The following is a 23,102-nucleotide window of genomic DNA, read 5'->3' on the forward strand; positions in this document are numbered from 1 at the left end:
AGGTACTGTAGCTTCCATGGAAGCTACTTTGCGGTGGAGCCTGGTCACCGCCGTCGCGCCGATCGCCTGGGGCACCAACTACTTCGTCACCCACGAGCTCCTGCCACCCGGGCTGCCGCTGTACGGCGCGGTCTTCCGGGCGCTCCCGGCCGGCCTGCTCCTGCTCGCGGTGCGCCGGCAGCGGCCGCGCGGGTCGTGGTGGTGGAAGTCGCTGGTGCTCGGCGCGTTGAACACGAGCGCGTTCTTCACGCTCATCTACATCTCGGCGCAGCTGCTCCCGACCAGCCTGGCGTCCATGATCATGGCCACCTCCCCGGTGGTGCTGATGCTGCTGGCCTGGCTGCTGGTCGCCGAACGGCCCACGGTGCTCGCGCTGGCCGGCGCCGTGGTCGGCATCGCCGGGGCCTGCCTGATGCTGCTGACCGCGGCCGTGCGGGTCGACGCGCTCGGCGTGGCCGCGTCCGTGGGCGCGATGACGCTGTCCTCGGTCGGGTACATCCTGGCGAAACGGTGGGCGGGCGAGGTCGACGTGATCGCCTCGACGTCCTGGCAGCTCATCGCGGGCAGCCTCCTGCTGATCCCGCCGGCGGTCGTGGTGGAGGGCGCGCCGCCGGCGCTGACCGGGGACATGCTGCTCGGGTTCGGCTACGTCACGGTGGTGGCCACCGCCCTCGCGTTCGCCGCCTGGTTCACCGGCCTGAAGCACCTGCCCGCCGCGTCCGTGGGGCTGATCGGGCTGCTGAACCCCGTCACCGGAGTGCTGCTGGGCACGCTGCTGGCCGGTGACACGCTCACCGCGCAGCAGGCCGGCGGCATCGCGCTGGTACTGGCCGGGCTGGTGCTCGGGCAGCCGATCGTCCGCCGGATTTGGCGGCGCACCAACGGTTCCCGGGTGCTCAGCGGCTAGGTGTTCAATGGCTCAGCGCCTGGGTGCCGAGGACGGTGATCAGGGCGAGGCGCTCGGCGTCCTCGGTGCCGGGTACCGCGGTGTAGACCATGATCCGCAGGTCGCCGCCCGCGACGGTGAGCACGTCGCAGTCCAGCACCACGGGGCCGGCCTCGGGGTGGACGATGGTCTTGGGCCCGGCCTCGTGCTGCCCGACCGCGCCGGACTCCCACAGCTCGGCGAACCGCGCGCTGCTCGCGCGCAGCTCCGTCACCATCCGCCGCAGCTGCGGGTCGGCCGGGTAACGCTCGGCGGTCGCGCGCAGGTCGGCCACGAGCCCGGCGTGGAACCGGGCCAGCGATTCCGGCGTGTGCCGGGCCCGCGAGCCCGGCCCGGCGAACTGCCGCCACACGCTGTTGCGCTCGAACCCCCGCCACCCGGACGGATCGCCCATCAGCGCCGCGTACGGCGGGTTGGCCAGGAGCAGCGTCCACGAGGCGTCGTAGACCGCGACCGGCGTCCCGGTCAGCCGGTCCAGCAGCCGGTGGACGCTCGGGTTGATGAACGCGGGCACGGTCTCCGGCCCCGGCGGGTTCAGCCCGGCCAGCCGGAACAGGTGGGCGCGCTCGATCCCGGACAGCCGCAGCGCCCGGGCCAGCGCCTCGACGACCTGCGCCGACGGGCTGGTCGCCCGGCCCTGTTCCAGCCGGGTGACGTAGTCGACGGAGATCCCGGCGAGCTGGGACAGCTCTTCCCGGCGCAGCCCGCTCGCGCGCCGGTGCCCGCCCACGGGAAGCCCGGCCGCCTCGGGGCTGACCCGGTCCCGCCAGCGCCGCACCGCCTTGCCGAACTCCGCCGTTGCCATGCTTGCCAGTCTGCCCGTTTCGCGGCCGGACTGCCTGGTACCGGCAGTCCCAGGAAGACCGGACGACTGGTAGCCCGCCCGGCCCGCGCGGAGCGTGGGAGCCATGACAACAACCTTGATCACCGGCGCCAACAAAGGCATCGGCTACGAGACCGCCCGCCAGCTCGCCGCGCTGGGCCACACCGTCTACATCGGATCCCGCAGCGTCGAGCGCGGGGAGAAGGCCGCCGCCGAGCTGGGTGTGCGGTTCGTGCGGCTCGACGTCACCGACGACGCCTCCGCCGAGGCCGCGATGAAAACGATCCGGGAGGCCGAGGGGCACTTGGACGTGCTGGTCAACAACGCCGGCATCGCGCTGATGGGCCTCAACGGCCCGGACGCGCTGAAAGTGTTCGACACCAACGCCGTCGGCATCATCCGCGTCACCGAGGCCGCGCTGCCGCTGCTGCGGAAGTCCGGAAACCCGGTGGTGGTCAACATTTCCAGCGCCCTCGGCTCGTTCTGGGCCGTCACCAACCCCGAGCGGCCGGCGTTCCACGTGCCCGCCATCGTCTACGGCGCGAGCAAGGCCGCCGTCTCCATGCTCACGCTCCAGTACGCGAAAGCCGTGCCGGAGGTCAAGTTCAACGCGGTCGAGCCCGGCTACACCGACACCGAGCTCGGCGGCGGCAGCGGCGGCGGCCGCCCGGTCGAGGTGAGCGCGAAGGTCGTCGTCCGCGCGGCGGTCATCGGCCCGGACGGCCCGACCGGCACCTTCCAGGAGGAAGAGGACGGTGAGCTGGCCTGGTAGGGCCGCCGGTCAGTTCGTGGTCCAGTGACGGAGTTTCTCGGGGTTCCGCATCGTCCAGATGTGCTTGATCCGGCCGCGGCGCGTCGAAGAGCACGCCCTGCCGCTGGAAAACGCCCGCGCGCAGGCGGTTTACGGCCGGCCCAGCGCCGTCAACCGCCTGCTCGTCCTCAACGCGGAACCCCGGCCCGGCCGGGTCACGGTCCTGCTGCTGCGTGAAGCGATCGGGTTCTGAAGCCCGCTCAGCGCCAGCCGAGCTCCGGGGCCACGTGGGTGAGGATGCTCTCCAGCACGTGGGCGTTGTAGTCGACGCCGAGCTGGTTCGGGACGGTCAGCAGCAGGGTGTCCGCGGCCTGGATGGCCTCGTCCTCCTTGAGCTGGCGCACCAGCTCGTCCGGCTCGGCGGCGTACGAGCGGCCGAAGATCGCCCGGGTCGTCTCGTCGATCATGCCGATCTGGTCCCGCGAGCCGCGGTCGCGGCCGAAGTACGCGCGGTCCACGTCGTTGGTCAGGGCGAAGATGCTGCGGCTGACGGAAACCCGCGGCTCACGCTCGTGGCCCGCCTCCCGCCAGGCCTCGCGGTAGGCCTCGATCTGCTTGCGCTGCTGGACGTGCAGCGGCTCGCCCGTCTCGTCGGTCTTGAGCGTGGAGCTCTGCAGGTTCATGCCGAGCTTCGCGGCCCAGACCCCGGTGCTGTTCGAGCTGGAACCCCACCAGATGCGCTCGCGCAGGCCTTCGGAGTGCGGCTCGATCCGCAGCAGCCCGGGCGGGTTGGCGAACATCGGCCGCGGGTTCGGCTGTGCGAAGCCTTCCCCCTTGATCACCTCGAGGAAGGTCTCGGTGTGCCGGCGGGCCATGTCCGCGTCGGTCTCGCCGTCCCGGGGGATGAACCCGAAGTGGCGCCAGCCGTCGATCACCTGCTCGGGGGAGCCGCGGCTGACGCCGAGCTGCAGCCGTCCGCCGGAGATGAGGTCGGCGGCGCCGGCGTCCTCGGCCATGTACAGCGGGTTCTCGTAGCGCATGTCGATCACGCCCGTGCCGATCTCGATCCTCGACGTGCGGGCGCCGATGGCCGACAGCAACGGGAACGGGCCCGCCGCCTGGCGCGCGAAGTGGTGCACGCGGAAGTACGCGCCGTCCGCGCCCAGCTCCTCGGCCGCCACCGCCAGGTCGATGGACTGGTGCAGGAAGTCGGCGGCGGACTGCGTCTCGGAGTGCGGGCTCGCCGACCAGTGACCGAACGAGAGGAATCCAATCTTCTTCACGCACTCCTCAGCGTCCGGCGGCCGCGTTTGATTCCCCGGATCCACCGGCAGCATAGATCAGATGTATTTCTGGCGGAAGTGGGGAACGATTCAGAAGAACTAACAAGTACTGCGGAAACGTTCGCCCTTGTGAGGCAAGACATCCGATGGATAGGCTTCCTGTCGAAACGACTGGCACTGGTGCCTGACGCCGGGCCCGCACCGGCCGCCGGTCACGATCGCGACGTGGGCCGGGCACGGCGGCCCGGAACGGAGCTGGACGTGAACGAGATCAACCGGCGGGCGGTACTGGGCATCGTGGCCGGGGCCGGGGCGGCCATGGCCCTGCCGGGGACCGCGTCCGCGGGGACCCGGCCGGGGAGCGCGGGGGACGGGCCCGCGAGTGTGGGAGACCTCGGCGACCGGGGCTGGGCCGACTTCCTCGCCGGCGCCGATCTGCGCTGGCGGCGGATGCCGCAGGCCTGGGACGAAGGACCGTTCCTCGGCAACGGCTTCCTCGGCTCCGGGGTCTACGCCGAGCTCGGCGCCAACGCGATCCGCTTCACCGTGCAGCACACGCAGGTGCAGGACCACCGTCCGGAGTTCGGCTCGCTGTTCGGCCTGGCCCGGCTGCCGATCGGGTACTTCACGCTGGAGCCGGCCGGCACGATCACCGGCGTCGACTGGCGGCTGGACCTGTGGAACGCCGAGCTGACCGGCACGATCGTCACCACGGCGGGCAGCCTCGCCCTGCGCGCCGTCGTGCATAACGAGCGGTCCGTGCTCGCGGTCGAGGTCCGGCCGACCGAGGGGGAGCGGAAGTTCCGCTGGGTCTTCCACCCCGGCGAGGCGGTCAGCCCGCGGACCGCGCCGCAGTTCCACAAGCCCGCCCCGGCGGGGTACGCCGCGAACCCGCCGGCGAGCCTCGAAACCAGCGGCCCGGACCAGCTGGCCGTGCAGCCGCTGCTCGCCGGCGGCGAGCACGTCACCGCCTGGCGCGAGGTCACCGCCGGCACGAGGCGCACGCTGTACGCCGCCGTGGCCTGGTCGCACCCGCGCCGGACCGCGGCGCCCGAGGCCCTGCGTACGGTCCGCGCGGCCGCCCGGCCGCTGGACCGGCTCGTGTCGGGGCACCGGACGTGGTGGCACCGCTACTACCGGCAGAGCTTCCTGTCCATTCCGGACACCCGGCTGCAGTCGTTCTACTGGATCCAGCTGTACAAGGTCGCGTCCGCCACCCGCGAGGACGCCCCGGTGATGGCGACCACCGGGCCGTGGCTGGAGCCGACCCCGTGGCCCGCGGTCTGGTGGAACCTCAACGTGCAGCTGGAGTACTGGCTCATCCACGGCTCCAACCACCTCGAGCTGGACGCGGTGACGCCCACCCTCGGCCGGTACCGGCAGCGGCTGCGCGACCAGCTCGCCGAGAGCCACCGGGCGGACTCGTACGGCATCCCGCGCACCACGGACATGACGCTGCTCAACGGCACCAGCGACGGGAACAGCGGGTACGCCGTGGGGATCCCGGGCCAGGACCCGCCGACGCCGGAGGTCGGCAATCTCACGTTCGCGCTGCACAACGTGTGGCTGAGCTACCGGCACACGATGGACGGGCGGATCCTGCGCGACGTGCTGTTCCCCCTGCTGCGCGGGGCGATCAACTACTACCTGCAGTTCCTCCGGCCCGGCGCGGACGGCAAGCTGCACCTGCCGGCGACGTTCTCGCCCGAGTACGGCGAGAACGCGCCCGACTGCACCTACGACCTCGCGCTGATCCGCTGGGGCTGCTCGACCCTGCTGGACGCCGTTCGCGAGCTGCGGGTCGACGACCCCCTCGCGCCGGAGTGGCGCGGCGTGCTCGCCTCGCTCGCGCCGTACCCCGTCGACGAGAACGGCTACATGATCGGCGCGGGCGTGCCGTTCGCCAAATCGCATCGGCACTACTCGCACCTGCTGCAGGTCTACCCGCTCTATCAGGTGAACTGGGAGCAGCCGGAGCACCGCGCGCTGATCGAGAAGTCGCTCGGGCACTGGATCGGGTTCGAGGGCGCGCTGGAGGGGTACAGCTTCACCGGCGCCGCGTCGATCTCCGCCCAGATGCTGCGCGGCGACAACGCCGACACCTACCTCAGCCAGCTGCTGACCCGGTTCGTCCGGCCGAACACGATGTACAAGGAGTCCGGCCCGGTCATCGAGACGCCGTTGTCCGCGGCCCAGTCGATGCACGACATGCTGTGCCAGAGCTGGGGCGGGGTGATCCGGCTCTTCCCCGCGGTGCCGGCCTCCTGGGCGGACATCGCGGTGCACGACTTCCGGACCCAGGGCGCGTTCCTGATCAGCGCCTCACGCCAGGACGGCCGCACCCGCTGGCTCCGGGTGCGCAGCGAGGCCGGCGCGCCCTGCGTGCTGCGGCCGGGCATCGACGGTGACCTGACCGTCCGCGACGCTCGGGGCCGGGAACGGGCCTGGCGCCGGCGGGCGGGCGGTGACATCGAGGTGAGCCTGGGGCGCGGCGAGGAGGCGTTCGTGTACCGGAAAGGGGACCGGCCGGACTTCGAAGTCGGCCCGGTCCGCTCGGCGAGTCCCGCCGCGCCGTGGGGCCTGCCGGTGTAGGAGACCGCCCCGGCTGGTCACGCTCGGTGGACATGGGGGCAGGTACACCGGTCAGAAAGGGTGAAGATCGGCGTTCTCCTTGGCCATGCCGCGGCCGGACCGTGTCCACTGGTATCAGCCGGTGCATCCGCGCCGGGAGCTCCGAGCCCGCCTGGCCGGGCCTGGTAAACGGCAGTAAAGTTGTCCGTCGGCACCGGTGCCGGCGGAGCGGGTATTACGGGCACGATTTGTTGACTGTGCCGTGACGGCATGGTTTTGAATGGGCCTGCTTGAGTGGGCTCAGCGGCATGCTGGTGCGGCGGCGGAGAAATCCTGGAGGGGAGCCATGGCGTGGAGCACTCGCGAGGTCGCTGACCTCGCCGGTGCCAGCGTGCGTGCCGTGCGGCACTACCACGAGATCGGCCTGCTCAGCGAGCCGGAACGCGGCGCCAACGGCTACAAGCACTACGGCACGTCACACCTGCTCCGCGTGCTGCGGATCAGGCGGCTGACCACGCTCGGGTTCTCGCTGCCCCAGATCGCCGCCATGGGCGACGCCGACGACCACTTCGAAGAGGCACTGCGCTCGCTGGACGAGGAGCTGGCCGCCACCGTCGACCGGCTGCGGCGCACCCGCGTCGAGCTGGAGCTGATCCTGCGCCAGGGCGCGCCGACGGAGCTGCCCGCCCAGCGGGACCCGGCCTCGGCGTCCGGCCGGGCCGGCCTCTCCGCCGCCGACCGCGCCTACCTCCTCGTCCTCACCCGGGTGCTGGGCCCCGCGGGCCTGCGGGCCTACGAGAAGGTGATCAGCGGGTTCCACGACGATCCGGCGGCGGCGGAGTTCGACCGGCTGCCCGCCGGAGCCGGCGAGGACACCCGCCGCCGGCTCGCCGAGCGGCTGGCCCCGCACGTCCGCACCCTGCGCGCCGGCTGCCCCGAGCTGGAGACCGCGCTGGCGGACGCGCCCCGCGGCCCGGAGTTCGCCGCGGACATGATGAACGCGGCGGTCAACGATCTTTACAACCCGGCCCAGATCGATGTCATGGCCCGGGTGGGCGATCTCCTCGGAACACCAGGAGGGCCCGGGCGGTCATGAGTGAGGAAAAGGAAGAGAAGCGATGGCGGACGACCCAAACGAGCTGACAGCTGCGTACAAAGCGACCGAGCCGTTGAAGCCGATGCTGTCCGGCCGGAAGATGGTGGACCTCGCCCGCTCCGGCAGCTTCGCGGTCGACGACACGACCGGCGACAAGATGATCGCGGCGCTCGAGGCGGTCGTGGACACGCTGCAGCAGCGCTGGAGCGCGCTGCAGAAGGTGGGCGAGACGCCCGCGATGTCGTCCACGGCCACCGGCCAGTGGGTCGCCCAGCACATGAGCGCGACGGCGAACGACGCGCAGGGCCTGCTCACGCAGCTGCAGGCCGCGCGGGACGAGTTCCCGACCTACGTCGAGGCGATCAAACTGGCCAAGAAGAACTACGCGGATCGTGAGAGCGGCACGAAGACCACGATCAAGAACCTGCCCTCCGCCGACCCGAGCTGAAAGGAACTTCCGTGGCACCTGTCACCGACAAGGACAAGGCGGCGGTCTCCGATCCGAAGTCGCCGGAGTACGACAAGCACAGCCCGGACTACGACGCGAAGATGGACTCGTCGTCGCCGCAGTACGAGATGACGGCCGACCCGTCCAACAAGTACTACGTCGGCCCGATCTCCGACAAGGCGCAGTCGGGCGACGACCTGCGCAACGTGTCGACCCTCCAGGGCGACATCATGGGCAGCTGGCTCGGCCCCGTGCTCAACCCGGACTCGAAGAACAAGCTGATCCAGGACATCTACGAGGCGAACCTGGAGAACAGCAAGAAGGGCCTGTCCGACGGGCTGACGATGCGTGACCCGGGCACCCCGCCGGTCACCAACTGGGAGAACGCCACCCACGAGCAGATGCAGCAGGCGATCACGCAGCAGGCCGACCCGGCCACCGTCGCCGCGTCGTCGGAGGAGTGGGTGGGCGTCGGCAACGACCTCACCGGGCACCAGAAGGCCCTCGCCAGCGCCATCAACGCCAGCGCCTCCGACTGGCAGGGCGGCGGCGGTGACGCGGCCCGCGAGCACATGGCGAACGTCGGCAAGTGGCTCGGCGAGACCGCGCAGGGCTCGACCCTGTCCGGGCGGCAGCAGGAGATCCACTCGCAGGCGCTCAACGAGACGCAGATCGCGATGAAGGCGAACCCGCCGGTCCCGTTCAACGCGGCGCAGTCCATCGCGCAGCTGCAGACGATCAAGGACCCGGTGCAGTTCGGCGCCGCGGCCGCCGTCATGACCAACACCTTCCGCGAGCAGCAGGCCGCCCGGGGGCAGGCCGCGCAGACCATGACGCAGTACGACAAGACCATCGCCGGCGCCGTCGCCACGCCGCACTTCCCGCCGCCGCCGAAGCTGGCGAGCCAGAACGGCGGCTCGAGTGGCGGCGGCGGCACCAAGTTCGACCAGATGTCGCCGATGCTGAAGCTCGGTCCGGACGGCAAGCCGATACAGGTGGGCCCGGACGGCAAGCCGCTGACCGGTCCGAACGGTGGGCCGCTGGGGCCGGACGGCAAGCCGGTGCTGGGTCCGAACGGCCTGCCGCTGGGCCCGAACGGTCAGCCTGTTGGCCCGAATGGCGAGCCGCTGGGTCCGAACGGCCAGCCGCTCGGCCCGAACGGGCAGCCCCTGGGACCGAACGGCCAGCCGCTCGGTCCGGACGGCAAGCCGCTGACCGGGCCGAACGGCGGGCCGCTGGGCCCGGACGGCAAGCCGATGCTCGGCCCGAACGGCCTGCCGCTGGGTCCGAACGGCCAGCCGGTCGGCCCGGACGGCAAGCCACTGGGCCCGAACGGCATGCCGTCGTTCAACCTGCCCAACGGAAATCCGGAGGGGACGACCACCCAGGGGTACCAGCCGCCGAAGATGCCGGACTTCACCCTCCCGCCGGGCGGCGGGCCGGGGCCGGGCATGCCGGGCGGCGGGAACCCCGGCGGCAACATCCCGTCCTTCAACCCCTCGCCGGTGAGCATGCCGCCGATCAACCTTCCCAAGGGCCCCAAGGACAAGGACCCGGAAGGGACGACCACCCAGGGGTACCACCCGCCGACGATGCCGGACTTCAACCTCCCGCCGGGCGGCGGTCCGAGCGGCGGTCCGAGCTACACCCCGCCGAAGATGCCGGACTTCAACCTTCCGGGTGGCGGCCCCCTCGGTGGCGGCCCGAGCTACACGCCGCCGAAGATGCCCGACTTCAACCTCCCGGGCGGCGGTTCCGGCGGATCGGGGAGCAAGATCCCGGGGATCGGCCAGGGCGGCGGCATCAACGGCGACATCAGCAGCAGGCTGGGCGGCGGTGGCGCCGGGGCCGGTGGCATCGGCGGCGCCAAAGGCGGCTCGCTCGGCGGGCCGGGCAGCACGACCGGTTCCGGCGGCCTGACCCCGGAGGAGCTGGCCGCCCGGGGCGGCGCCGCCGGTGCGGGCGGCAAGGGCGCACCCGGCTCGCCGGGCATGGGCGGCATGGGCGCCGGTGGCAAGGGCGGCAAGGGCCCGGAGGACAAGGAGCACAAGGTCGCCGACTTCGTGGAGTCGGACGACCCGTCGTTCTTCTCCCCGGACGAGGTCGTCGCGCCGCCGGTGATCGGCGACTGGAAGAACACGGACTGGAAGTGAGCAGGCGATGACGGGCGCTTTTCAGGTTGAAGCGGATGATCTGGTCGCTCACGCGAGTCATCTGGACGGGCTGGTAGACCGCCTGCACACCGCGGTGCAGGCGGCGGACTCGGCGATGTCGACGGACGCGTACGGGCTGCTGTGTGCGTTCTTGCCATTGATCGTGAACCCGACCGGCGAGAAGGCGAAAGAGGCGGTGAGCTCGGCGGGCGAGGGCGTGCAGGCCACCGCGGACAACGTGCGCACTGCCGCGAAGTCCTATCGCGAGGGCGACGAGGCGGAGGCCGAACCGTTCAAGAAGGTGTCGGAATCCAAGTCGCTGACTTCGGAGACGACGGCGCCGCACGTGGTGAGCAGGCAGGTCGAGGGTTAGCCGGATCCGCTGGAGCCACGACTCGGCTCCAGCGGGGCGGAACCCTCTGTAGAACTGGTGACGTGATGGCGCCGGGGGCACACACCCCCGGCGCCATTGCCGTGCGGTGGGACCCGGCTTCGCCGCAGCGGTACGGTTTCCCTGTTGCCTGCCGGCGAGCCGGCGTCGGCGGGCCCGGCTCCGAGGGGTGGCCGCCGTGGGGTGGAGCACGAGTCAGCTCGCCGCGCTCGCCGACACGAGCGTGCGCGCGGTGCGGCACTACCACGAGATCGGGCTGCTGCCCGAGCCCGAGCGCCTCCCGAACAACTACAAGAGCTACTCCGTGAGCCACCTGGTCCGCCTGCTGCGGATCAAGCGCCTGATCGAGCTCGGGCTCTCCCTGCCCCAGATCGCCGAGCTGGGCGACGCCGACGAACACCCCGAAGAGGCGCTGCGGACCCTGGACGCCGAGCTGGCCGAGACCATCGAACGGCTGCAGCACGTGCGCGTCGAGCTCGCCCTGATCCTGCGCCAGTCCGCGCCGACCGACCTGCCGCCCGCGCTGGGCCGCGCGATGGCCGGCGCGGACGTGCCCGCCACCGACCGCTCGTTCGCCGTGGTCCTGACCCGGGTGCTCGGCCCCACGGCCCTCGACACCTACACCGAGCTGTTGCAGTCCTACGAACGCATCCCCGCGGTCACCGAGTTCGAGAACCTGCCCTCCGACGCGGAAGAGGAGACCCGCCGTGATCTGGCCGAGCGGCTGGGGCCCCACGTGCGGCAGCTGCTCGTCGACGCCCCGGCGCTGAAGGACCTGTTCGTCGGCGCACCGCACGGCGCGTCCTTCGCCGAGGACGCGATCGGCAAGGCCGTCAACGACCTCTACAACCCCGCGCAGATCGACGTGCTGACCCGGATCAGCCGTTAGGAGCGAGATGCAAGCACTGACGTTTGGCCCCGCTGCCAGGTCGTCGCGCCTCGGACGCGGCGGTTGTGGTGGTCGGCCACTCGATCCGGTGGATCGGCTGCTGGTTCGCCGCTCCGGGCGCCGGTCACTTCAGCTTCATGAATACGCCTCCGCCGGGCACGTTCCTCGCCGACCTCGCGCGAGCGACCACGGAGTTCGCCATCGCGTCCTGAGATGACGTGACGCGGCATCTGCTCCGCCGGGTCTTCCCGCGGTGGTTAGAACCTATAACACTCCGACCGTGAGCGTCACTAGATATAGTGATAGGGTCTAACTGGACGGTGACGGTGCCGCCGGAACAGGAAGGGTTTGACTGATGACCGACACGGCCGGGACGAGCCCGCGGGAGCGCTACCGGGCTCAGGTGCGCTCGGAGATCAAGCAGCACGCGTGGGGGCAGCTGGCCACGACGGGCGTGGCGGCGCTGTCCCTCAACGCGATCGCCAAGCAGCTGGGCATGAGCGGCCCCGCGCTGTACCGCTACTACGCCAGCCGCGACGACCTGCTCACCGAACTCATCCGGGAGGCCTACCGCAGCCTCGCCGACTCGATCAAGGCGGCCGCCGCGGCCGGTGCGGACCTGGCCGGGCTGGCCCACGCCTTCCGGGACTGGGCACTGGCCGACCCCCAGCGGTACTTCCTGATCTACGGCACGCCCGTGCCCGGCTACGAAGCGCCGCGCGACACCGCGGAGATCTCGACCGAGATCATGGCGGTGCTGATCGGCGCCAGTGCCGCGCTGCCCGCGGACGGGCCGGCCACACCGCTGGACGCCGAGATCGAAAAGCACCGCGACTGGGCCGGCGAGCACCCGGCCCCGGCCGCGGTCCTGGGCCGGGCGCTGAGCTTCTGGACGCGGATCCACGGCGTCCTCTCCCTCGAACTCGCCGGCCACTTCGCCGGGATGGGGTTCGACCCGGCCCTGCTCTTCGCCGACGAGGTCGAGCGCCTGCTGGTCCGCTGAACACCCGGGCGCGTCCCCGGCCGGGCGCCGCAGCCGGCCCGGGGTGTTCTGCTCAGGCCGATGGCTTCCCGGCGAACACCCACCGGTTCGCGGCCAGCGCGTCGGCGCGCTCCGGCTCGGGCCCGCGGCCGTGGAGCCGGGTGAACTCGAAGGGGGAGTGGCTCGTCGCGGACCAGCCGCGCCCGGTCAGGTCGCCGACGGAGTCGGGCCGCGGCTGCCCGTCGAACAGCGCGAGCAGGTCGACGCCGATCTGCTGTTTCGTGGTGGTGTAGACCGGATTGTCGCGCACGGCCGCGGATTCCAGCCCGAGCTTGACCTCGAACGCCAGCGCACTGCCCGCCGCCGCCAGCCAGTCCACAGTGGCCATCAGCCGGGTCTCGGCCTCGGCGGGCAGGTACAGCAGCAGGCCCTCGGCCAGCCAGGCGCTCGGCGCGGTGACGTCGAATCCGGACTCGACCAGCGCGCCGGGCCACTCGTTGTCACGGAGGTCGGCGGCGATCGACCGGCAGGGCGCGTTCGGGACGGCGCCGACGTCCGCCAGCACGGTGCGTTTGAAGTCCAGCACCGGCGGCCGGTCGATCTGGAACAGCACGCAGCCGGGTGGCCAGTCGAGGCGGAACGCGCGGGTGTCGAGCCCGGCGCCGAGCAGGACGATCTGCCGGGTGCCGGTCCGGGCCGCGCGCCGCAGGAAGTCGTCGAACACCCTGGTGCGCAAGCCGAAGTAGCGGCCCAGCCGGCCCCACAACGGGTTCGCGTCGCCGTCCGGGACGGCTTCGGGGCGTACCGGCCAGTTCGCGGAAGCCCGGGCGGCCCGGACGAAGTGCTCCGCGTAGAAGTCCTGCGCCAGCGGGTCTTCGCGGTGGGTCTCGATCGCCCGGGCGGCGGCGACCATGAGCGCGGTCCGCCCGACTCCCGTTTCCACACCGCCCGTTTCCGCACCGCCCGTTTCCGCACCGCCTGTTTCCACGCCGAGGTTCAGGTCGCCAATGCCGGCCACGGGGCCTCCGAGTGGTCGTGGGTGGTCACATGGGCGCCGTACACCAGGCGCATGAAGCGGAGGATTTCCTGGTCCGGCAGGTGCAGGCTCGCGACGCAGTCGGCCAGGACCGTTACGTGGTAACCCTTCTGGAACGCGGTCCGCGCGGTGGAGTCCACGCAGACGTCGGTGTAGAGCCCGGCGAAGACCAGGCGCCCGATGCCGCGCTGCCCGAGATGCTGCTCGAAGCCGTCGGCGAGGAACGCGTCGAAGCACGCCCGTTTCGTGAACACGGACTCGCCGGGTTCCGGCCAGGCCTGGTGGAATTCGGCTCCCCACGAGCCTTCGAGGCACTTCGGTGTCTTGCCCAGCACCACGTCCCGGCGGCGCCAGCTCGGCCCCTGGTGCTCGACGTCGCCGAGGAACCGGACGAACACCACTTCGGTGCCGTGGGCCCGGGCCGCGGCGACGGCGCGGGCGGCGTTCGCCGTCGCCGATTCCAGCTGCGCCGGGTCGCCGCGATACTTGGCGAGTGCGGCCTCTGACCTGAAGAAGTCGTTCTGCAGGTCCACGACTACCAGCGCGGTGGCTTCGCCGCTGGGCACGGGCCTCACCGGCTGCCCGCGAAGTGCTCGCCGTCGAGGTGGTGCGCCGCCAGTACGTCGAGCAGCTCGTCGACCACGGCGGTGGTCGAGTGTCTCCCCCCGCGGTCCGCGGTGAGGATGCCCCGGCCACGCAGGTCGTCGAGCGCGAGTTCCATGGCCCGCACGGCGCCGGGGCAGTGCGCGTGGTGCTCCACGATGGCGGCCGCCGCCCGCAGGGTGGCGACCGGGTTGACCAGGTCCCGGCCGGCCAGGTCGTCGGCGGAACCGTGCACCGTCTGGTACTCGGACAGGCCCGCGACGTCGGGGTGCAGGTGGACGTTCTCGGTGTAGCGGTTTTCCTGCCGCTCCGAGGCGAACCGGTCCAGCAGGACCACGTGCATGATGTCGGCCCACTCGTTGCCGCTGATGACCAGCGTGCGGGCGGGCAGGCCGTGCTCGATCAGGTTCCGGTTCACCGTGTCCGGCTGGCACAGCTCGAGGTCGACGCCGCGCCGCGCGGAGATCTCCCGCACCCACTCGTCGAGCGCGCCGTCGAGCAGGTGGAACTTGTACGCCATCAGGATCCGGTCCGGCCGCTGCCCTGGCCACTGCCGCCGGGCGCGCTCCAGCGCGAACGCGACGACCTTCTCGGTGATCGCGCGGTCGAAGGTCATCGTGCGGGTGACCACGCCGGGGCGGTGGCTGTTCTCGCCGGTGTAGAAACCCTGCGCCTCGTCACGGACCACGAGCAGTTCCGCGGCCGGCGTCGTGATGACGTCGACCTTCACCGCTTGCAGGCGCTCGCGCACCAGGTAAAGCGATTGGGCGTTCATCGCCGTGCGGAAAACCGCCGTGGTGCCCAGCGCGGCCTGTGCCCGGCAGAATTGTTCGTAATGCCCGGCGTCTTCCTCGGTGAGCCGGCGTATCCGCGCGGTCCCGCCGTCGGCCATGAGTGAATGGTACGAGTGGTAGATCCGCGGCGATCGGGCAACGCCGATCTCGGTTTCGTAGAGCAGCCCGAATTTCTCCACGGTTCTGGTGAAAACGGTCGCGAGTTCCGGTCCGGTTCCCCGGCCGACGGCGAGTCCTACGGCCGATCCCATGCTGCGTGCTCCTTCGCCGTGGGGATGATCCGGGACTATGTCAGAGATCCGCGCCCGGGCGCCCGCGCGCGGATCGGGTGCCACTGAATCGGACGAACGGCGGTCGTGGCGTCGCCGATTTGTTATTTTCCGGTCGATCGGCGAATGTGTCCGGCGTTTCCCCGTTTGCCGGAGTGAAAGTTCACCGAGAGTAGTACGGCGCGATGCCGCGTGACTCCGCTGGTTGTTGACGGCTGACATCCGGGTACAGCCGGTCCGGTTCCGGCATTCGCGGAATTACGATGAGGCCCGGAAATCCGGCTTCGACCCCAAGGTGGACCATTCATGCGCACCGAAGCTCTCGACCGCATCAAGCTCATCTTCACCCTGCTCGACACCGACGGCAGCGGACAGCTCGAAGCCGGCGATTTCGAGCTGATGGGGCGCAACGTCGTCGCCGCGGCGCCGGAGGCCGGTGACGCCGCGAAGCAGGCGATGCTCGACGCGTTCCGGAAGTACTGGACCACCCTGGCCACCGAGCTGGACGCGAACAGCGACGGCAAGGTCAGCTTCGAGGAGTACCAGGCGTGTGTCTTCTCGCCCGAACGGTTCGACGACACGATCGCCACGTTCGCCCAGGCCCTCGCCGCGATGGGCGACCCGGACGGCGACGGGCTCATCGAGCGCCCCGTGTTCACCGCGCTGATGACCGCCATCGGCTTCGGCGCCGAGAACATCGGGAACCTGTTCGACGCCTTCGAACCCGACAGCCAGGACCGCGTCACGGTGCGGATCTGGGTCAAGGGCATCAAGGACTACTACGGCCCGGAGAAGGCCGGCGTGGCCGGTGACCACCTGGTGCCGGCGCCGGCCTGAATGCCTTACCCCCGCGGCACCTGATCGAGCACGGACCAATGCTCGATGAACTGGCCGTCGCGCATCCGCACGAAGTCCATCACCCGGAATTCGACGTTCTGCCCGGACGGCGGCGTGCCGAGCCACTCCCCGACATGCCGCCCCCGGTAGATCTTGTGCGTGGCCACAACGTCATCCGTGTCGACGCAGTGCACGATCTCGACCTTGAGGTCGGCGAACGCGGCATGGAGTGCCAACGCGACCTGGACAACACCGTCGCGGTCGGTCGACCGGCCTTTCTTGGCCGACCGATTCCGGAAATCGACGTGGACGAAATCCTCGATCAGCTCGACCCGCCCACCCTCGTGCACCTGCTCGACGAAAGCGCGCATCCTCGCGACGTTGCCGGAATCCGTGCCCATCCGGTGAATCCTCTCTGTTCGGCTTTCCTCGTCACCCGGCGCGAGTGCCGGAGAACGGGAACGTCCCGCCGCCGGTCACGGTGACCGTGCCGGTGAAGACGTCGCCGTCGATGGTGGCCTCGACGGCGATGTCGAACTGGACCGGTTCGGTCAGGCGGGCGGTGAAGGTCAGGTGCCGGCCCTCGACGGTGCCGGTCGTGATGGGGACGGTGACCTCCAGCTGGTCGTCCACGACCGAGCCGGTCAGGGCGTTGCCCGTGGTTTCCAGGGTGAGGAACAGGTCCTTGCTGCCCGCGGGGTGGGTGAAGGTGATGTTCCAGGCGCCGTCCGGGCCGGTTTTGCCGCTGCTGACGTGGGCGGCGGCTGCGGGGCGGGCGGCCGGGGACCGGGGCGTGCCCGCGGACCGGCCGAGCGCGGGCTGGCCCGCTTTCACCTCCACCCCCACGGAGTTCAGGAAGCCCGCCATCATCCGGTAGTACCCGATGAGGAACAGCAGCTCCAGGATCTCGGGGTGGCTCCGGGCCGCGGCGAGGTCGGCCCAGGTCCGGTCGGAGACGAAGACGTCCTGGCACACCTCGTCGACGGCCCGCAGCACCGCGTCGTCGGTGGGGGCCCAGGACGCCTCGGGGTCGGAGAGCGCGTCGATCTCGGTCGTGGTGGCGCCGCCGCCCAGGGCGGCCGGGACGTGGTTCGCCCACTCGTAGGGCGCGTCACAGCGCAGCGCGACCCGGAGGATCGCCAGCTCCCGGATCCGCGCGTCCAGCTTTCCTTGGCCCAGAAGGAATCCGCCGAGGTGGGAGGAGGCGTCCATCAGCCCGGGGTTACGCGCCAGCACCTGGACGACGGTGTCGGCGCCGAGCTTGGCCAGCTGCCGGTGCTCCTTGTCCATGTCCTCGAGGGCGAGCGGGAGGACGCGGGGGCTCGTGGCGTGGGGCATGGCGGTTCCTTAGCGGATCGTCCGGTTTCGCTGGATGTGGTCGAGCGCGGCCCGGGCCGCGGCGGCGTCCTCGAGGCTGAGCTGGGGATGGGAGTGGATGTCGATCAGGGCGCGGGCGAGCAGCTCGTCTCCCTCGGGGCTGAACACGTCGACACCCATGGCGCGGGAGACGTGCTCGTGCAGCACGGTGATGGACAGCGCCATCGCGGTGCCCACCGCCGCCCGGACCTTGGCGTCGACGTCGGGCGGGTCGGGGCGGTCCCGGTCGGCGTCGACGAGCCACTGCCGGCCGAGTTCGACCATCTCGTCGAACAGCGGCGCGGCACCGCCCTCGGTCAGGGCGCGCGCGAGGTAACCCTGGTACGGGCCCACGGCGACCCGGGCCGCGGCGACGTAGTTGACGTCCTCGGGCGTCCGGTCGGCCAGCACCCGGTCGTTGAGCCGGCGGAGCAGCTTGGCGAGATGCGCGTCGCACGCGTCCCGCAGCCCCTGCTTCGAGCCGAAGTGGTGACGCACCAGCCCCGACGAAACCCCTGCGGTCTCGGCGATGCCGCGGATCGTGGCCCGCTCGAACCCGTGCTCGCCGAAGTGCTCCATCGCGGCGTCCCTGATCCGGGCCCGCGCGGTCAAGTCCTCACGGTCGGGTTCGATGGTCACGACGTGCCAGTCCTAATCCCTGCGTATGTCTCACTGCACTGATGAACTGGATACTACACACGCGTATAGTCGTGAGCCACCCTCGGAACGGGCGGCGCTTCCCGATTGATCGCAGTGCCCTCAGAGCGTGCTCAGAGGCAGGGCGGCTGGTACCCGTCGATGCGCAGCCCGCGGAATTCCAGCTGGTTCGGGGTCTTGCCGACGAAGACCAGGCCGCGGGCCTCGACCAGGGCCGAGGCGAACGAGTACGGCGGGGTGCCCAGCTCGGGCAGCGACGTCCAGGCGTCGGGCGAAAAGCTGAAGAACTTCGTCACGAGCTTCCCGCCGGTCGAAGGCACGCGGGTGAGCCATTTGTCGCCGCCGCTCCAGTGCGAGGCGGGGCGCAGCTGGACGTACAGGTCGTCCGTTGCGGCGTACGTCAGCCAGAAGCCCTGCGACCGGGAGAGATCTTCCTGCGCCTCGAACTGATTGCCGAGCCAGACGACGGCGACGTGCCACTCGGCGTTGAGGAACGTCACCTTGGCCGCGTACCGATTCCCCTCCGGGACGAGCAGGCTCCCGGTGGCCGGGACGGTGGTGCCTTCGCCGCTGGCCAGCCACTGCTGCAGCCGGTCGATCGACGGGGTCGCGCACTCGCAGCTGTGCCGCGGCGACGGGGGTACGGCCGCGCCGGCGACTGCCGTTGGGCCGATCAGGGAGACCGTCAGCACGGAGCCGAATGTCACAAGTTTCCTGGCGAATGCGACCACTGACCGTACGCGCATTCCAGGGAAACTAGCACCTCGGCGGAGGCCTTCAAAGGTCCGATGGTCGCGGCTGCTCGTGTGGTGCGCGTCACGGAATGCCTGTCGATCTTCGGCGCTACACACGAAGTAGGAACCGTTCGCACCCAAGGGAGTCCCATGTCCGCCACCACCACACCGGAAGAAACGTCCGCCGTGCCGGTCGTGCCCGCGCTCGACGACTTCGACTTCCCGCTCACCGACGGGGCCGCCTGCCGCATCGACGACCCCGACTGCGAAGCCTGCCAGTGAGCTGAGCGGGCTGAGGCGGGTCGCGGAACCGGGGGGATCCGCGACCCGCCTCAGTCACTGTCCACTTGAGAATCAGACGGCTCGCCGGCGGACGGTCCGCTCGAGGATCCCCAGAGTGGCCTTGAGCGCGGACTCGGGGACCACCGGGAAGGTGAGCCGCGCCTTCCACTCCTCGGTGATCTCCGACCAGTCGTAGTAGGACGTGACGAGGGTGCCGCCTTCGGCGGGCTCCAGCCGGTAGCCGTAGACGTGGCGGACCGGGGTCCGGGTCCCGGTGACGGTCCAGGCGATCTCCTTGTCCGGGGCGAACTCGGTGATGACCACCTCGACGTCGTACTTGCCCAGGGGCCGGTCCCCGAGGGCCTCGCGGTCCATGTGGACCACGAACCGGTCGCCGGACTGCCGGACGGGGTCCCCTTCGGCGTCGAGCAGCATTCCCGACGCGTCGATGTCCACGTGGCCCTTCGGGTCGGTCAGGACCGCGAAGACGGCGTCGGCGGGGGCGGGGATGAGCCGGGAGACCTCGATCCGTTCGACCTGTTCGGCGCTGCCGTTTTCCGCCGTGGCGGTCAGAACCGCGCGACCGAGGATGTGCGAGGTCATGGTGAAGCCGAGGAACGCGGGGGTGGCGTCGGCCGGGACGCCGAGGGACTCGACGTCGAGCGCGTGCACCACGAAGAAGTAGCGGTGCGGGCCGTGCCCGGCCGGCGGGGCGGCGCCGAGGAAGCGGGTCACGCGCGCGTCGTTGGGCAGCGCGAACGCGCCCTCGGGCAGGCCCGCGCCGGTGTCGTCGCCGGCGCCCTCGGGCAGTTCCGTGACGGTGGCGGGGATGTCGGCGACCGCCCAGTGCCAGAACCCGGACCCGGTGGGGGCGTCCGGGTCGTAGACGGTGACCGCGTAGCTCTTGGTGCCCGCCGGGGCGCCGCTCCAGGACAGCTGGGGGGAGACGTCTTTCCCGTCGGAGAGCGGCAAGGCGGCGCCGTCGGCGATGGTGGTGCTGGTGACGGTGAAGGAGGCCGCCTCGGGGAGACGGGCGAACGGGTCGTTGGCGCTCATGGCGTCGTTCCTTTCGGGCCTTGCTGTGGTGATGCAAAGCGTGGTGACTCAAGCTCAAAGCTGCGGTGCAAGATCGACTATAGCACCGATAATCGATGATCCTCCGGATCGTCTACGATGACGCCATGACCGGGACGGACCAAGCCTCGGCCTCGCCGGGGAAGCAGATGCTCTCCGAGCAGGTCTACGCACACCTGCGGGACGCGATCATGCGCGGGCGGTACGCCCCCGGCGACGCCCTCAAACCGCAGGACCTGGCCAAGGAGCAGGGCGTGAGCCTGGCTGTCGTGCGGGAGGCGCTCGTGCGGGTCGTCGGCGACGGCCTCGCCGACCGGCTGCCCAATCGCGGCTTCGCGATTCCAGCCTTCTCCGACCGCCGCTGGCAGGAGATCGCGGAGGCCCGCCGGACCATCGAACCGGTGGTGCTGCGGATGTCCATCGAGCGCGGCGATGTCGAGTGGGAGTCGCGCGTGCGGGCTGCCCACCACCGTCTGGCCCGCACTCCGGCGTACGTGCCGGAGGAGGGTGAGTACTTCAGCGGCGCCTGGTCCGAAGCCCACCGCGCCTTCCACCGCGCCCTGCTCGACGGCTGCGGCAACCCGGTCCTGCTGGAGACTTTCGACCGGCTGTGGAGCGCGAGCGAGCTGGCCCGCCGCTGGTCGGCACAGCGGACGCCCGGCCGGGACCACCTCGGCGAGCACCAGCGTCTGGAGGAGGTGGCGCTGGCCCGTGACGCGGACACCGCGGCCGAGGTACTGGCCCGGCACCTCACCGAGACCGCGGCCGGGCTGACCCGGCCCGAATCCGCGAAGAAATCCTGACGCGTCTTGCCGATTCGCCCCGGACGACGGAACCGGATCACCGATCCCGGAGCCGGGGCTTCGGGATCGGTGAAATCGGCACCGCTTTTCTTCACGATTGTCAGGTGAGGACGCGAGTGGTGTCCTCGGTCCATTGTGCTCGGCGGATTCGCCGTTTCCGCTAGTTCAAGCCCAGGCTTTCCGCGGCGAGCCGGGTGCCTTCGACGCGGGCCTTGATTTTCGCGAACGCGATCTGCCGCGAAGTGGAGGTGTCGTCGGCGAAGGGGGAGAAGCCGCAGTCGTCGCAGGTGCCGAGGCGTTCGACGGGAATGTGGCGGGCGGCGGTGAGGATCCGGTCACGCACTTCTTCCGCCGTCTCGACCCGCGGGTCGATCGGGTCGATCACGCCGACGTAGACACGCTGATCCGGCTTGGAGTGTTTCGCGATGATGCCGAGGGCGGCTTCGGGGTCGGTTTCGCTGGCGAGCTGGACGAAGAAGCGGCCGGCCTTGAGGTCGAAGAGCGCGGGCAGGAGCCCGGCGTAGTCGACGTCGAGGCTGTGCACGGAATCCTGGTCGCCGCCCGGGCAGGTGTGCACGCCGATCTTCTGCCGCTCGTCGGCGGTGAAGCGTTCGAGGACGGTGTTGTTCAGGTCGATGAACGAGCGCAACAGGTCGCCGCTGGGGTCGAGCTTCAGCGAAAGCCGTCCTTCGGTGAAGTCGATTTGCACGCTGTCGGCGCCGGCGTCCAGGCATCGCCGGATGTCCGCCTCGGCTTCGTTGACCAGGTCGGCCAGGAATTCGTCGCGGCTGTAGCCCTCGATGCCGTCCGCCGGGTAGACGAGGCCGACCGCGGACGCCGCGATCACCGCCTGCTTGACCGGCCGGGTGGTGTGCTCGCGGGCCAGCTTGAGGTATTCGTCGGCGTGGGTCTGGTAGCGGAACGGGCCCGCGGTCAGGCGCGGCAGCTGCCGGGTGTGGCCGTCGGCGAAGGGGATGACCACGCCGTCGGGAGCGAGTGACGCCAGGCCGGCCAGCGGGTAGGTGGCGAAGCTGGGCTTGCCCTGTTCGCCGTCGGTGATCACCGGTGACCCGGTTTCTTCGAATAACCGGAGCGTTTCGGTGACCGCGCGAAGATTCAGCGCGGCGAGTTCCTCGGCGGTCGTTCTCCCGGCGGCGAACTCGGCAGCACCGGTCAACAGATAGTCAGGCCGGGGAATGCTGCCGATGGGTTCGGTGGGAATGGGCACGCTTCCTCCACGGGTCGCGGAACGGGTGCAGTTGCCGTCGGACCCTACCAGCATTTTTCGCTTGATCATTCGGAGTACGGGGAGATCGCCCGAACAGACGACAGCGGCGGGCGGTCGTTACCCGGCGTTCATTTCTGTCAAGGCGTTTTTTGCGCAGGGGAAAGATTGGAATACTCGCGATTGCGCAGTTCCGTTCTGCGCGGTGACTTCTGTACGGCGATGGGCTAGGGGATCGAGACCGCGTTGAGCAACGTGCGCAGCCGCCAGGGCCGGCGGCCCCAGACGAGCACCTTGCCGGTGAGCGTCGTGCGCAGCACGCCGGTCCGGCCGAACAGCATGAGCATGAACGCGCCGGGGGAGAACCACACGTGCGCGTCGACGGGCTGCCCGGCCGGCTCGACCGAGAAGCGGCCGCCGGTCATCGCGAGGACCACCGGTGCGGTGTAAGGGGAACGGAACTCGACGGTGATCCTCGGGCCGGGCCCCGGTGGGGCGGAGTCCTCGTGGTAGCCGAACACCACGAGGATGAACCGGGTGAACGCGACCGCCGCGGGCGCGTCGGGCACCGTCGGCGGCGCGCCCGCGGCGACGGCGAGGTCGTGCCCGTGGATGAGCAGCTCGTTGAGCAGATGCGCGAGTGCCGCCGAAAGGGGGAACACCAGGCCGCCGAACCATTCGACCGATGTCTCGGGCGTCAGGCCGCGGCAGTCGTCGAGGACGCCGGCGACGGTGGCTCGGAGCGCTTCCGCCAGCGACCGCGGATCGCGTTCGGGGTAGCGCTTCAGGAGCAGTTCGTTGAGTTCCGCGATGTCCGAGAGCTTGGTGTGGCTGACCCGTTCGGCCAGCTCCGGGAACGGGTGGGCGCCGGGCCGGCCGGGCAGCGCGGCGCGGGCCAGCGCCGCGACGGTGACCAGATGCGCGCCCACCTCCACGGCGGACCATCGCTCGGTGGCGGGCGCGGCGGGCGTCGTCAGCTGGTCGAGCAGCCCGGCGCAGCGTCCGGTGGCCTGCTCCACCGCGTCGTGGAGCGCTTGCCAGCCCGGTGCGTCCAGCGTCGCGGTCATCGTATGAAGCTATCGCGAGAACTAGTCATAGG

At 70.7% G+C, this 23,102-nt stretch carries 26 protein-coding genes; 14 read left to right on the top strand and 12 right to left on the bottom strand.

Going from position 1 to position 23,102, the window contains the following annotated elements; genetic code table 11:
- Positions 1 to 16 precede the first annotated feature (16 nt).
- Entirely contained in the window at positions 17 to 907 is an 891-nt protein-coding gene (locus OG943_RS06940; RefSeq protein WP_328608852.1) for a DMT family transporter, read from the top strand.
- 4 nt (positions 908 to 911) lie between these two features.
- Here OG943_RS06940 and OG943_RS06945 read toward each other — a convergent pair whose 3' ends face one another.
- Positions 912 to 1,751: a helix-turn-helix transcriptional regulator gene (locus OG943_RS06945; RefSeq protein ID WP_328608853.1), complete on the bottom strand. Its 840-nt coding sequence runs from the start codon at positions 1,749 to 1,751 to the stop codon at positions 912 to 914.
- Between the two features lie 103 nt (positions 1,752 to 1,854).
- Between OG943_RS06945 and OG943_RS06950 the strand changes: the two genes are divergently transcribed.
- Positions 1,855 to 2,541, top strand: a complete 687-nt coding sequence (locus OG943_RS06950) for an SDR family NAD(P)-dependent oxidoreductase (RefSeq protein ID WP_328608854.1) — start codon at positions 1,855 to 1,857, stop codon at positions 2,539 to 2,541.
- 58 nt (positions 2,542 to 2,599) lie between these two features.
- Positions 2,600 to 2,773 carry a hypothetical protein gene (locus OG943_RS06955; protein ID WP_328608855.1) on the top strand — a complete coding sequence of 58 codons (174 nt, stop codon included), beginning with the start codon at positions 2,600 to 2,602 and terminating at the stop codon, positions 2,771 to 2,773.
- Positions 2,774 to 2,780: 7 nt separating this feature from the next.
- On the opposite strand, the gene OG943_RS06960 is transcribed toward OG943_RS06955, so the two are convergent.
- A complete protein-coding gene (locus tag OG943_RS06960) occupies positions 2,781 to 3,803 on the bottom strand; it encodes an LLM class flavin-dependent oxidoreductase (protein WP_328608856.1) in 1,023 nt (340 codons plus the stop codon).
- A 318-nt stretch (positions 3,804 to 4,121) separates the two neighbouring features.
- Here OG943_RS06960 and OG943_RS06965 point away from each other — a divergent pair, with 318 nt between their 5' ends.
- The 8 genes from OG943_RS06965 to OG943_RS07000 all read left to right on the top strand — a co-directional run bounded on the left by OG943_RS06965 (position 4,122) and on the right by OG943_RS07000 (position 12,354).
- Complete coding sequence (locus OG943_RS06965) at positions 4,122 to 6,395, top strand: glycosyl hydrolase family 95 catalytic domain-containing protein (RefSeq protein ID WP_328612020.1); 2,274 nt, start codon at positions 4,122 to 4,124, stop codon at positions 6,393 to 6,395.
- A 325-nt stretch (positions 6,396 to 6,720) separates the two neighbouring features.
- The gene (locus tag OG943_RS06970) at positions 6,721 to 7,470 is read left to right on the top strand and encodes a MerR family transcriptional regulator (protein WP_328608857.1); all 750 of its coding nucleotides are present in this window, start codon (positions 6,721 to 6,723) and stop codon (positions 7,468 to 7,470) included.
- A 22-nt stretch (positions 7,471 to 7,492) separates the two neighbouring features.
- On the top strand, positions 7,493 to 7,918 hold the full coding sequence (locus OG943_RS06975) for a hypothetical protein (protein ID WP_328608858.1): 426 nt from the start codon (positions 7,493 to 7,495) through the stop codon (positions 7,916 to 7,918).
- Between the two features lie 11 nt (positions 7,919 to 7,929).
- Positions 7,930 to 10,071: a WXG100 family type VII secretion target gene (locus tag OG943_RS06980; RefSeq protein ID WP_328608859.1), complete on the top strand. Its 2,142-nt coding sequence runs from the start codon at positions 7,930 to 7,932 to the stop codon at positions 10,069 to 10,071.
- A gap of 7 nt (positions 10,072 to 10,078) precedes the next feature.
- Positions 10,079 to 10,444: a type VII secretion target gene (locus OG943_RS06985; protein WP_328608860.1), complete on the top strand. Its 366-nt coding sequence runs from the start codon at positions 10,079 to 10,081 to the stop codon at positions 10,442 to 10,444.
- 196 nt (positions 10,445 to 10,640) lie between these two features.
- Positions 10,641 to 11,351: a MerR family transcriptional regulator gene (locus OG943_RS06990; protein WP_328608861.1), complete on the top strand. Its 711-nt coding sequence runs from the start codon at positions 10,641 to 10,643 to the stop codon at positions 11,349 to 11,351.
- A 23-nt stretch (positions 11,352 to 11,374) separates the two neighbouring features.
- Complete coding sequence (locus OG943_RS06995) at positions 11,375 to 11,563, top strand: hypothetical protein (RefSeq protein WP_328608862.1); 189 nt, start codon at positions 11,375 to 11,377, stop codon at positions 11,561 to 11,563.
- A gap of 143 nt (positions 11,564 to 11,706) precedes the next feature.
- A complete protein-coding gene (locus tag OG943_RS07000) occupies positions 11,707 to 12,354 on the top strand; it encodes a TetR/AcrR family transcriptional regulator (RefSeq protein ID WP_328608863.1) in 648 nt (215 codons plus the stop codon).
- Between the two features lie 52 nt (positions 12,355 to 12,406).
- Here the strand turns inward: OG943_RS07000 and OG943_RS07005 are convergent, their stop codons facing one another.
- Genes OG943_RS07005 through OG943_RS07015 form a run of 3 tightly spaced genes read right to left on the bottom strand, consistent with a single transcriptional unit; the run spans position 12,407 to position 15,017 of the window.
- Positions 12,407 to 13,351: a class I SAM-dependent methyltransferase gene (locus OG943_RS07005; protein WP_328608864.1), complete on the bottom strand. Its 945-nt coding sequence runs from the start codon at positions 13,349 to 13,351 to the stop codon at positions 12,407 to 12,409.
- Positions 13,330 to 13,935, bottom strand: a complete 606-nt coding sequence (locus OG943_RS07010) for a cysteine hydrolase family protein (protein ID WP_328608865.1) — start codon at positions 13,933 to 13,935, stop codon at positions 13,330 to 13,332. The genes OG943_RS07005 and OG943_RS07010 overlap by 22 nt, the downstream gene beginning before the upstream one ends.
- A gap of 5 nt (positions 13,936 to 13,940) precedes the next feature.
- Positions 13,941 to 15,017 (bottom strand): isocitrate/isopropylmalate family dehydrogenase, encoded by a 1,077-nt coding sequence (locus OG943_RS07015; protein ID WP_328608866.1) that lies wholly within the window; start codon positions 15,015 to 15,017, stop codon positions 13,941 to 13,943.
- Positions 15,018 to 15,341: 324 nt separating this feature from the next.
- Between OG943_RS07015 and OG943_RS07020 the strand changes: the two genes are divergently transcribed.
- Complete coding sequence (locus OG943_RS07020; protein ID WP_328608867.1) at positions 15,342 to 15,872, top strand: EF-hand domain-containing protein; 531 nt, start codon at positions 15,342 to 15,344, stop codon at positions 15,870 to 15,872.
- Between the two features lie 5 nt (positions 15,873 to 15,877).
- Here the strand turns inward: OG943_RS07020 and OG943_RS07025 are convergent, their stop codons facing one another.
- The 4 genes from OG943_RS07025 to OG943_RS07040 form a co-directional block, all read right to left on the bottom strand.
- Positions 15,878 to 16,273, bottom strand: coding sequence for an ester cyclase (locus OG943_RS07025; protein ID WP_328608868.1), 396 nt, complete (start codon positions 16,271 to 16,273; stop codon positions 15,878 to 15,880).
- 31 nt (positions 16,274 to 16,304) lie between these two features.
- The gene (locus tag OG943_RS07030) at positions 16,305 to 17,210 is read right to left on the bottom strand and encodes a carboxymuconolactone decarboxylase family protein (protein ID WP_328608869.1); all 906 of its coding nucleotides are present in this window, start codon (positions 17,208 to 17,210) and stop codon (positions 16,305 to 16,307) included.
- A gap of 9 nt (positions 17,211 to 17,219) precedes the next feature.
- Entirely contained in the window at positions 17,220 to 17,867 is a 648-nt protein-coding gene (locus OG943_RS07035; RefSeq protein ID WP_328608870.1) for a TetR/AcrR family transcriptional regulator, read from the bottom strand.
- Positions 17,868 to 17,998: 131 nt separating this feature from the next.
- Complete coding sequence (locus tag OG943_RS07040; protein ID WP_328608871.1) at positions 17,999 to 18,631, bottom strand: hypothetical protein; 633 nt, start codon at positions 18,629 to 18,631, stop codon at positions 17,999 to 18,001.
- Positions 18,632 to 18,769: 138 nt separating this feature from the next.
- Between OG943_RS07040 and OG943_RS07045 the strand changes: the two genes are divergently transcribed.
- Positions 18,770 to 18,901, top strand: a complete 132-nt coding sequence (locus tag OG943_RS07045; protein WP_328608872.1) for a hypothetical protein — start codon at positions 18,770 to 18,772, stop codon at positions 18,899 to 18,901.
- A 72-nt stretch (positions 18,902 to 18,973) separates the two neighbouring features.
- Here OG943_RS07045 and OG943_RS07050 read toward each other — a convergent pair whose 3' ends face one another.
- On the bottom strand, positions 18,974 to 19,957 hold the full coding sequence (locus tag OG943_RS07050; protein WP_328608873.1) for a YbhB/YbcL family Raf kinase inhibitor-like protein: 984 nt from the start codon (positions 19,955 to 19,957) through the stop codon (positions 18,974 to 18,976).
- A gap of 167 nt (positions 19,958 to 20,124) precedes the next feature.
- On the opposite strand from OG943_RS07050, the gene OG943_RS07055 reads away from it, so the two are divergent.
- Positions 20,125 to 20,778 carry a GntR family transcriptional regulator gene (locus OG943_RS07055; RefSeq protein WP_328612021.1) on the top strand — a complete coding sequence of 218 codons (654 nt, stop codon included), beginning with the start codon at positions 20,125 to 20,127 and terminating at the stop codon, positions 20,776 to 20,778.
- Between the two features lie 160 nt (positions 20,779 to 20,938).
- On the opposite strand, the gene OG943_RS07060 is transcribed toward OG943_RS07055, so the two are convergent.
- Together OG943_RS07060 and OG943_RS07065 are read right to left on the bottom strand one after the other, a co-directional pair.
- Positions 20,939 to 22,006 carry a cobalamin-independent methionine synthase II family protein gene (locus tag OG943_RS07060; RefSeq protein ID WP_328608874.1) on the bottom strand — a complete coding sequence of 356 codons (1,068 nt, stop codon included), beginning with the start codon at positions 22,004 to 22,006 and terminating at the stop codon, positions 20,939 to 20,941.
- 224 nt (positions 22,007 to 22,230) lie between these two features.
- Positions 22,231 to 23,070, bottom strand: a complete 840-nt coding sequence (locus tag OG943_RS07065; protein WP_328608875.1) for a maleylpyruvate isomerase family mycothiol-dependent enzyme — start codon at positions 23,068 to 23,070, stop codon at positions 22,231 to 22,233.
- Positions 23,071 to 23,102 lie beyond the last annotated feature (32 nt).

The organism is Amycolatopsis sp. NBC_00345, assembly GCF_036116635.1.
Lineage (GTDB): Bacteria > Actinomycetota > Actinomycetes > Mycobacteriales > Pseudonocardiaceae > Amycolatopsis.

What these genes read in the sequence shown, in the direction of transcription:
- OG943_RS06965 (WP_328612020.1), top strand. Translation starts at nt 4,122, where the DNA reads ATGGCCCTGCCGGGGACCGCGTCCGCGGGGACCCGGCCGGGGAGCGCG.
- OG943_RS07000 (WP_328608863.1), top strand. Translation starts at nt 11,707, where the DNA reads ATGACCGACACGGCCGGGACGAGCCCGCGGGAGCGCTACCGGGCTCAG.
- OG943_RS07025 (WP_328608868.1), bottom strand. Translation starts at nt 16,273, where the DNA reads ATGGGCACGGATTCCGGCAACGTCGCGAGGATGCGCGCTTTCGTCGAG.
- OG943_RS06950 (WP_328608854.1), top strand. Translation starts at nt 1,855, where the DNA reads ATGACAACAACCTTGATCACCGGCGCCAACAAAGGCATCGGCTACGAG.
- OG943_RS06955 (WP_328608855.1), top strand. Translation starts at nt 2,600, where the DNA reads ATGTGCTTGATCCGGCCGCGGCGCGTCGAAGAGCACGCCCTGCCGCTG.
- OG943_RS07045 (WP_328608872.1), top strand. Translation starts at nt 18,770, where the DNA reads ATGTCCGCCACCACCACACCGGAAGAAACGTCCGCCGTGCCGGTCGTG.
- OG943_RS06945 (WP_328608853.1), bottom strand. Translation starts at nt 1,751, where the DNA reads ATGGCAACGGCGGAGTTCGGCAAGGCGGTGCGGCGCTGGCGGGACCGG.
- OG943_RS07040 (WP_328608871.1), bottom strand. Translation starts at nt 18,631, where the DNA reads ATGCGCGTACGGTCAGTGGTCGCATTCGCCAGGAAACTTGTGACATTC.
- OG943_RS07050 (WP_328608873.1), bottom strand. Translation starts at nt 19,957, where the DNA reads ATGAGCGCCAACGACCCGTTCGCCCGTCTCCCCGAGGCGGCCTCCTTC.
- OG943_RS07020 (WP_328608867.1), top strand. Translation starts at nt 15,342, where the DNA reads ATGCGCACCGAAGCTCTCGACCGCATCAAGCTCATCTTCACCCTGCTC.
- OG943_RS06975 (WP_328608858.1), top strand. Translation starts at nt 7,493, where the DNA reads ATGGCGGACGACCCAAACGAGCTGACAGCTGCGTACAAAGCGACCGAG.
- OG943_RS07030 (WP_328608869.1), bottom strand. Translation starts at nt 17,210, where the DNA reads ATGCCCCACGCCACGAGCCCCCGCGTCCTCCCGCTCGCCCTCGAGGAC.
- OG943_RS07015 (WP_328608866.1), bottom strand. Translation starts at nt 15,017, where the DNA reads ATGGGATCGGCCGTAGGACTCGCCGTCGGCCGGGGAACCGGACCGGAA.
- OG943_RS07055 (WP_328612021.1), top strand. Translation starts at nt 20,125, where the DNA reads ATGCTCTCCGAGCAGGTCTACGCACACCTGCGGGACGCGATCATGCGC.
- OG943_RS06985 (WP_328608860.1), top strand. Translation starts at nt 10,079, where the DNA reads ATGACGGGCGCTTTTCAGGTTGAAGCGGATGATCTGGTCGCTCACGCG.
- OG943_RS07065 (WP_328608875.1), bottom strand. Translation starts at nt 23,070, where the DNA reads ATGACCGCGACGCTGGACGCACCGGGCTGGCAAGCGCTCCACGACGCG.
- OG943_RS06970 (WP_328608857.1), top strand. Translation starts at nt 6,721, where the DNA reads ATGGCGTGGAGCACTCGCGAGGTCGCTGACCTCGCCGGTGCCAGCGTG.
- OG943_RS06940 (WP_328608852.1), top strand. Translation starts at nt 17, where the DNA reads ATGGAAGCTACTTTGCGGTGGAGCCTGGTCACCGCCGTCGCGCCGATC.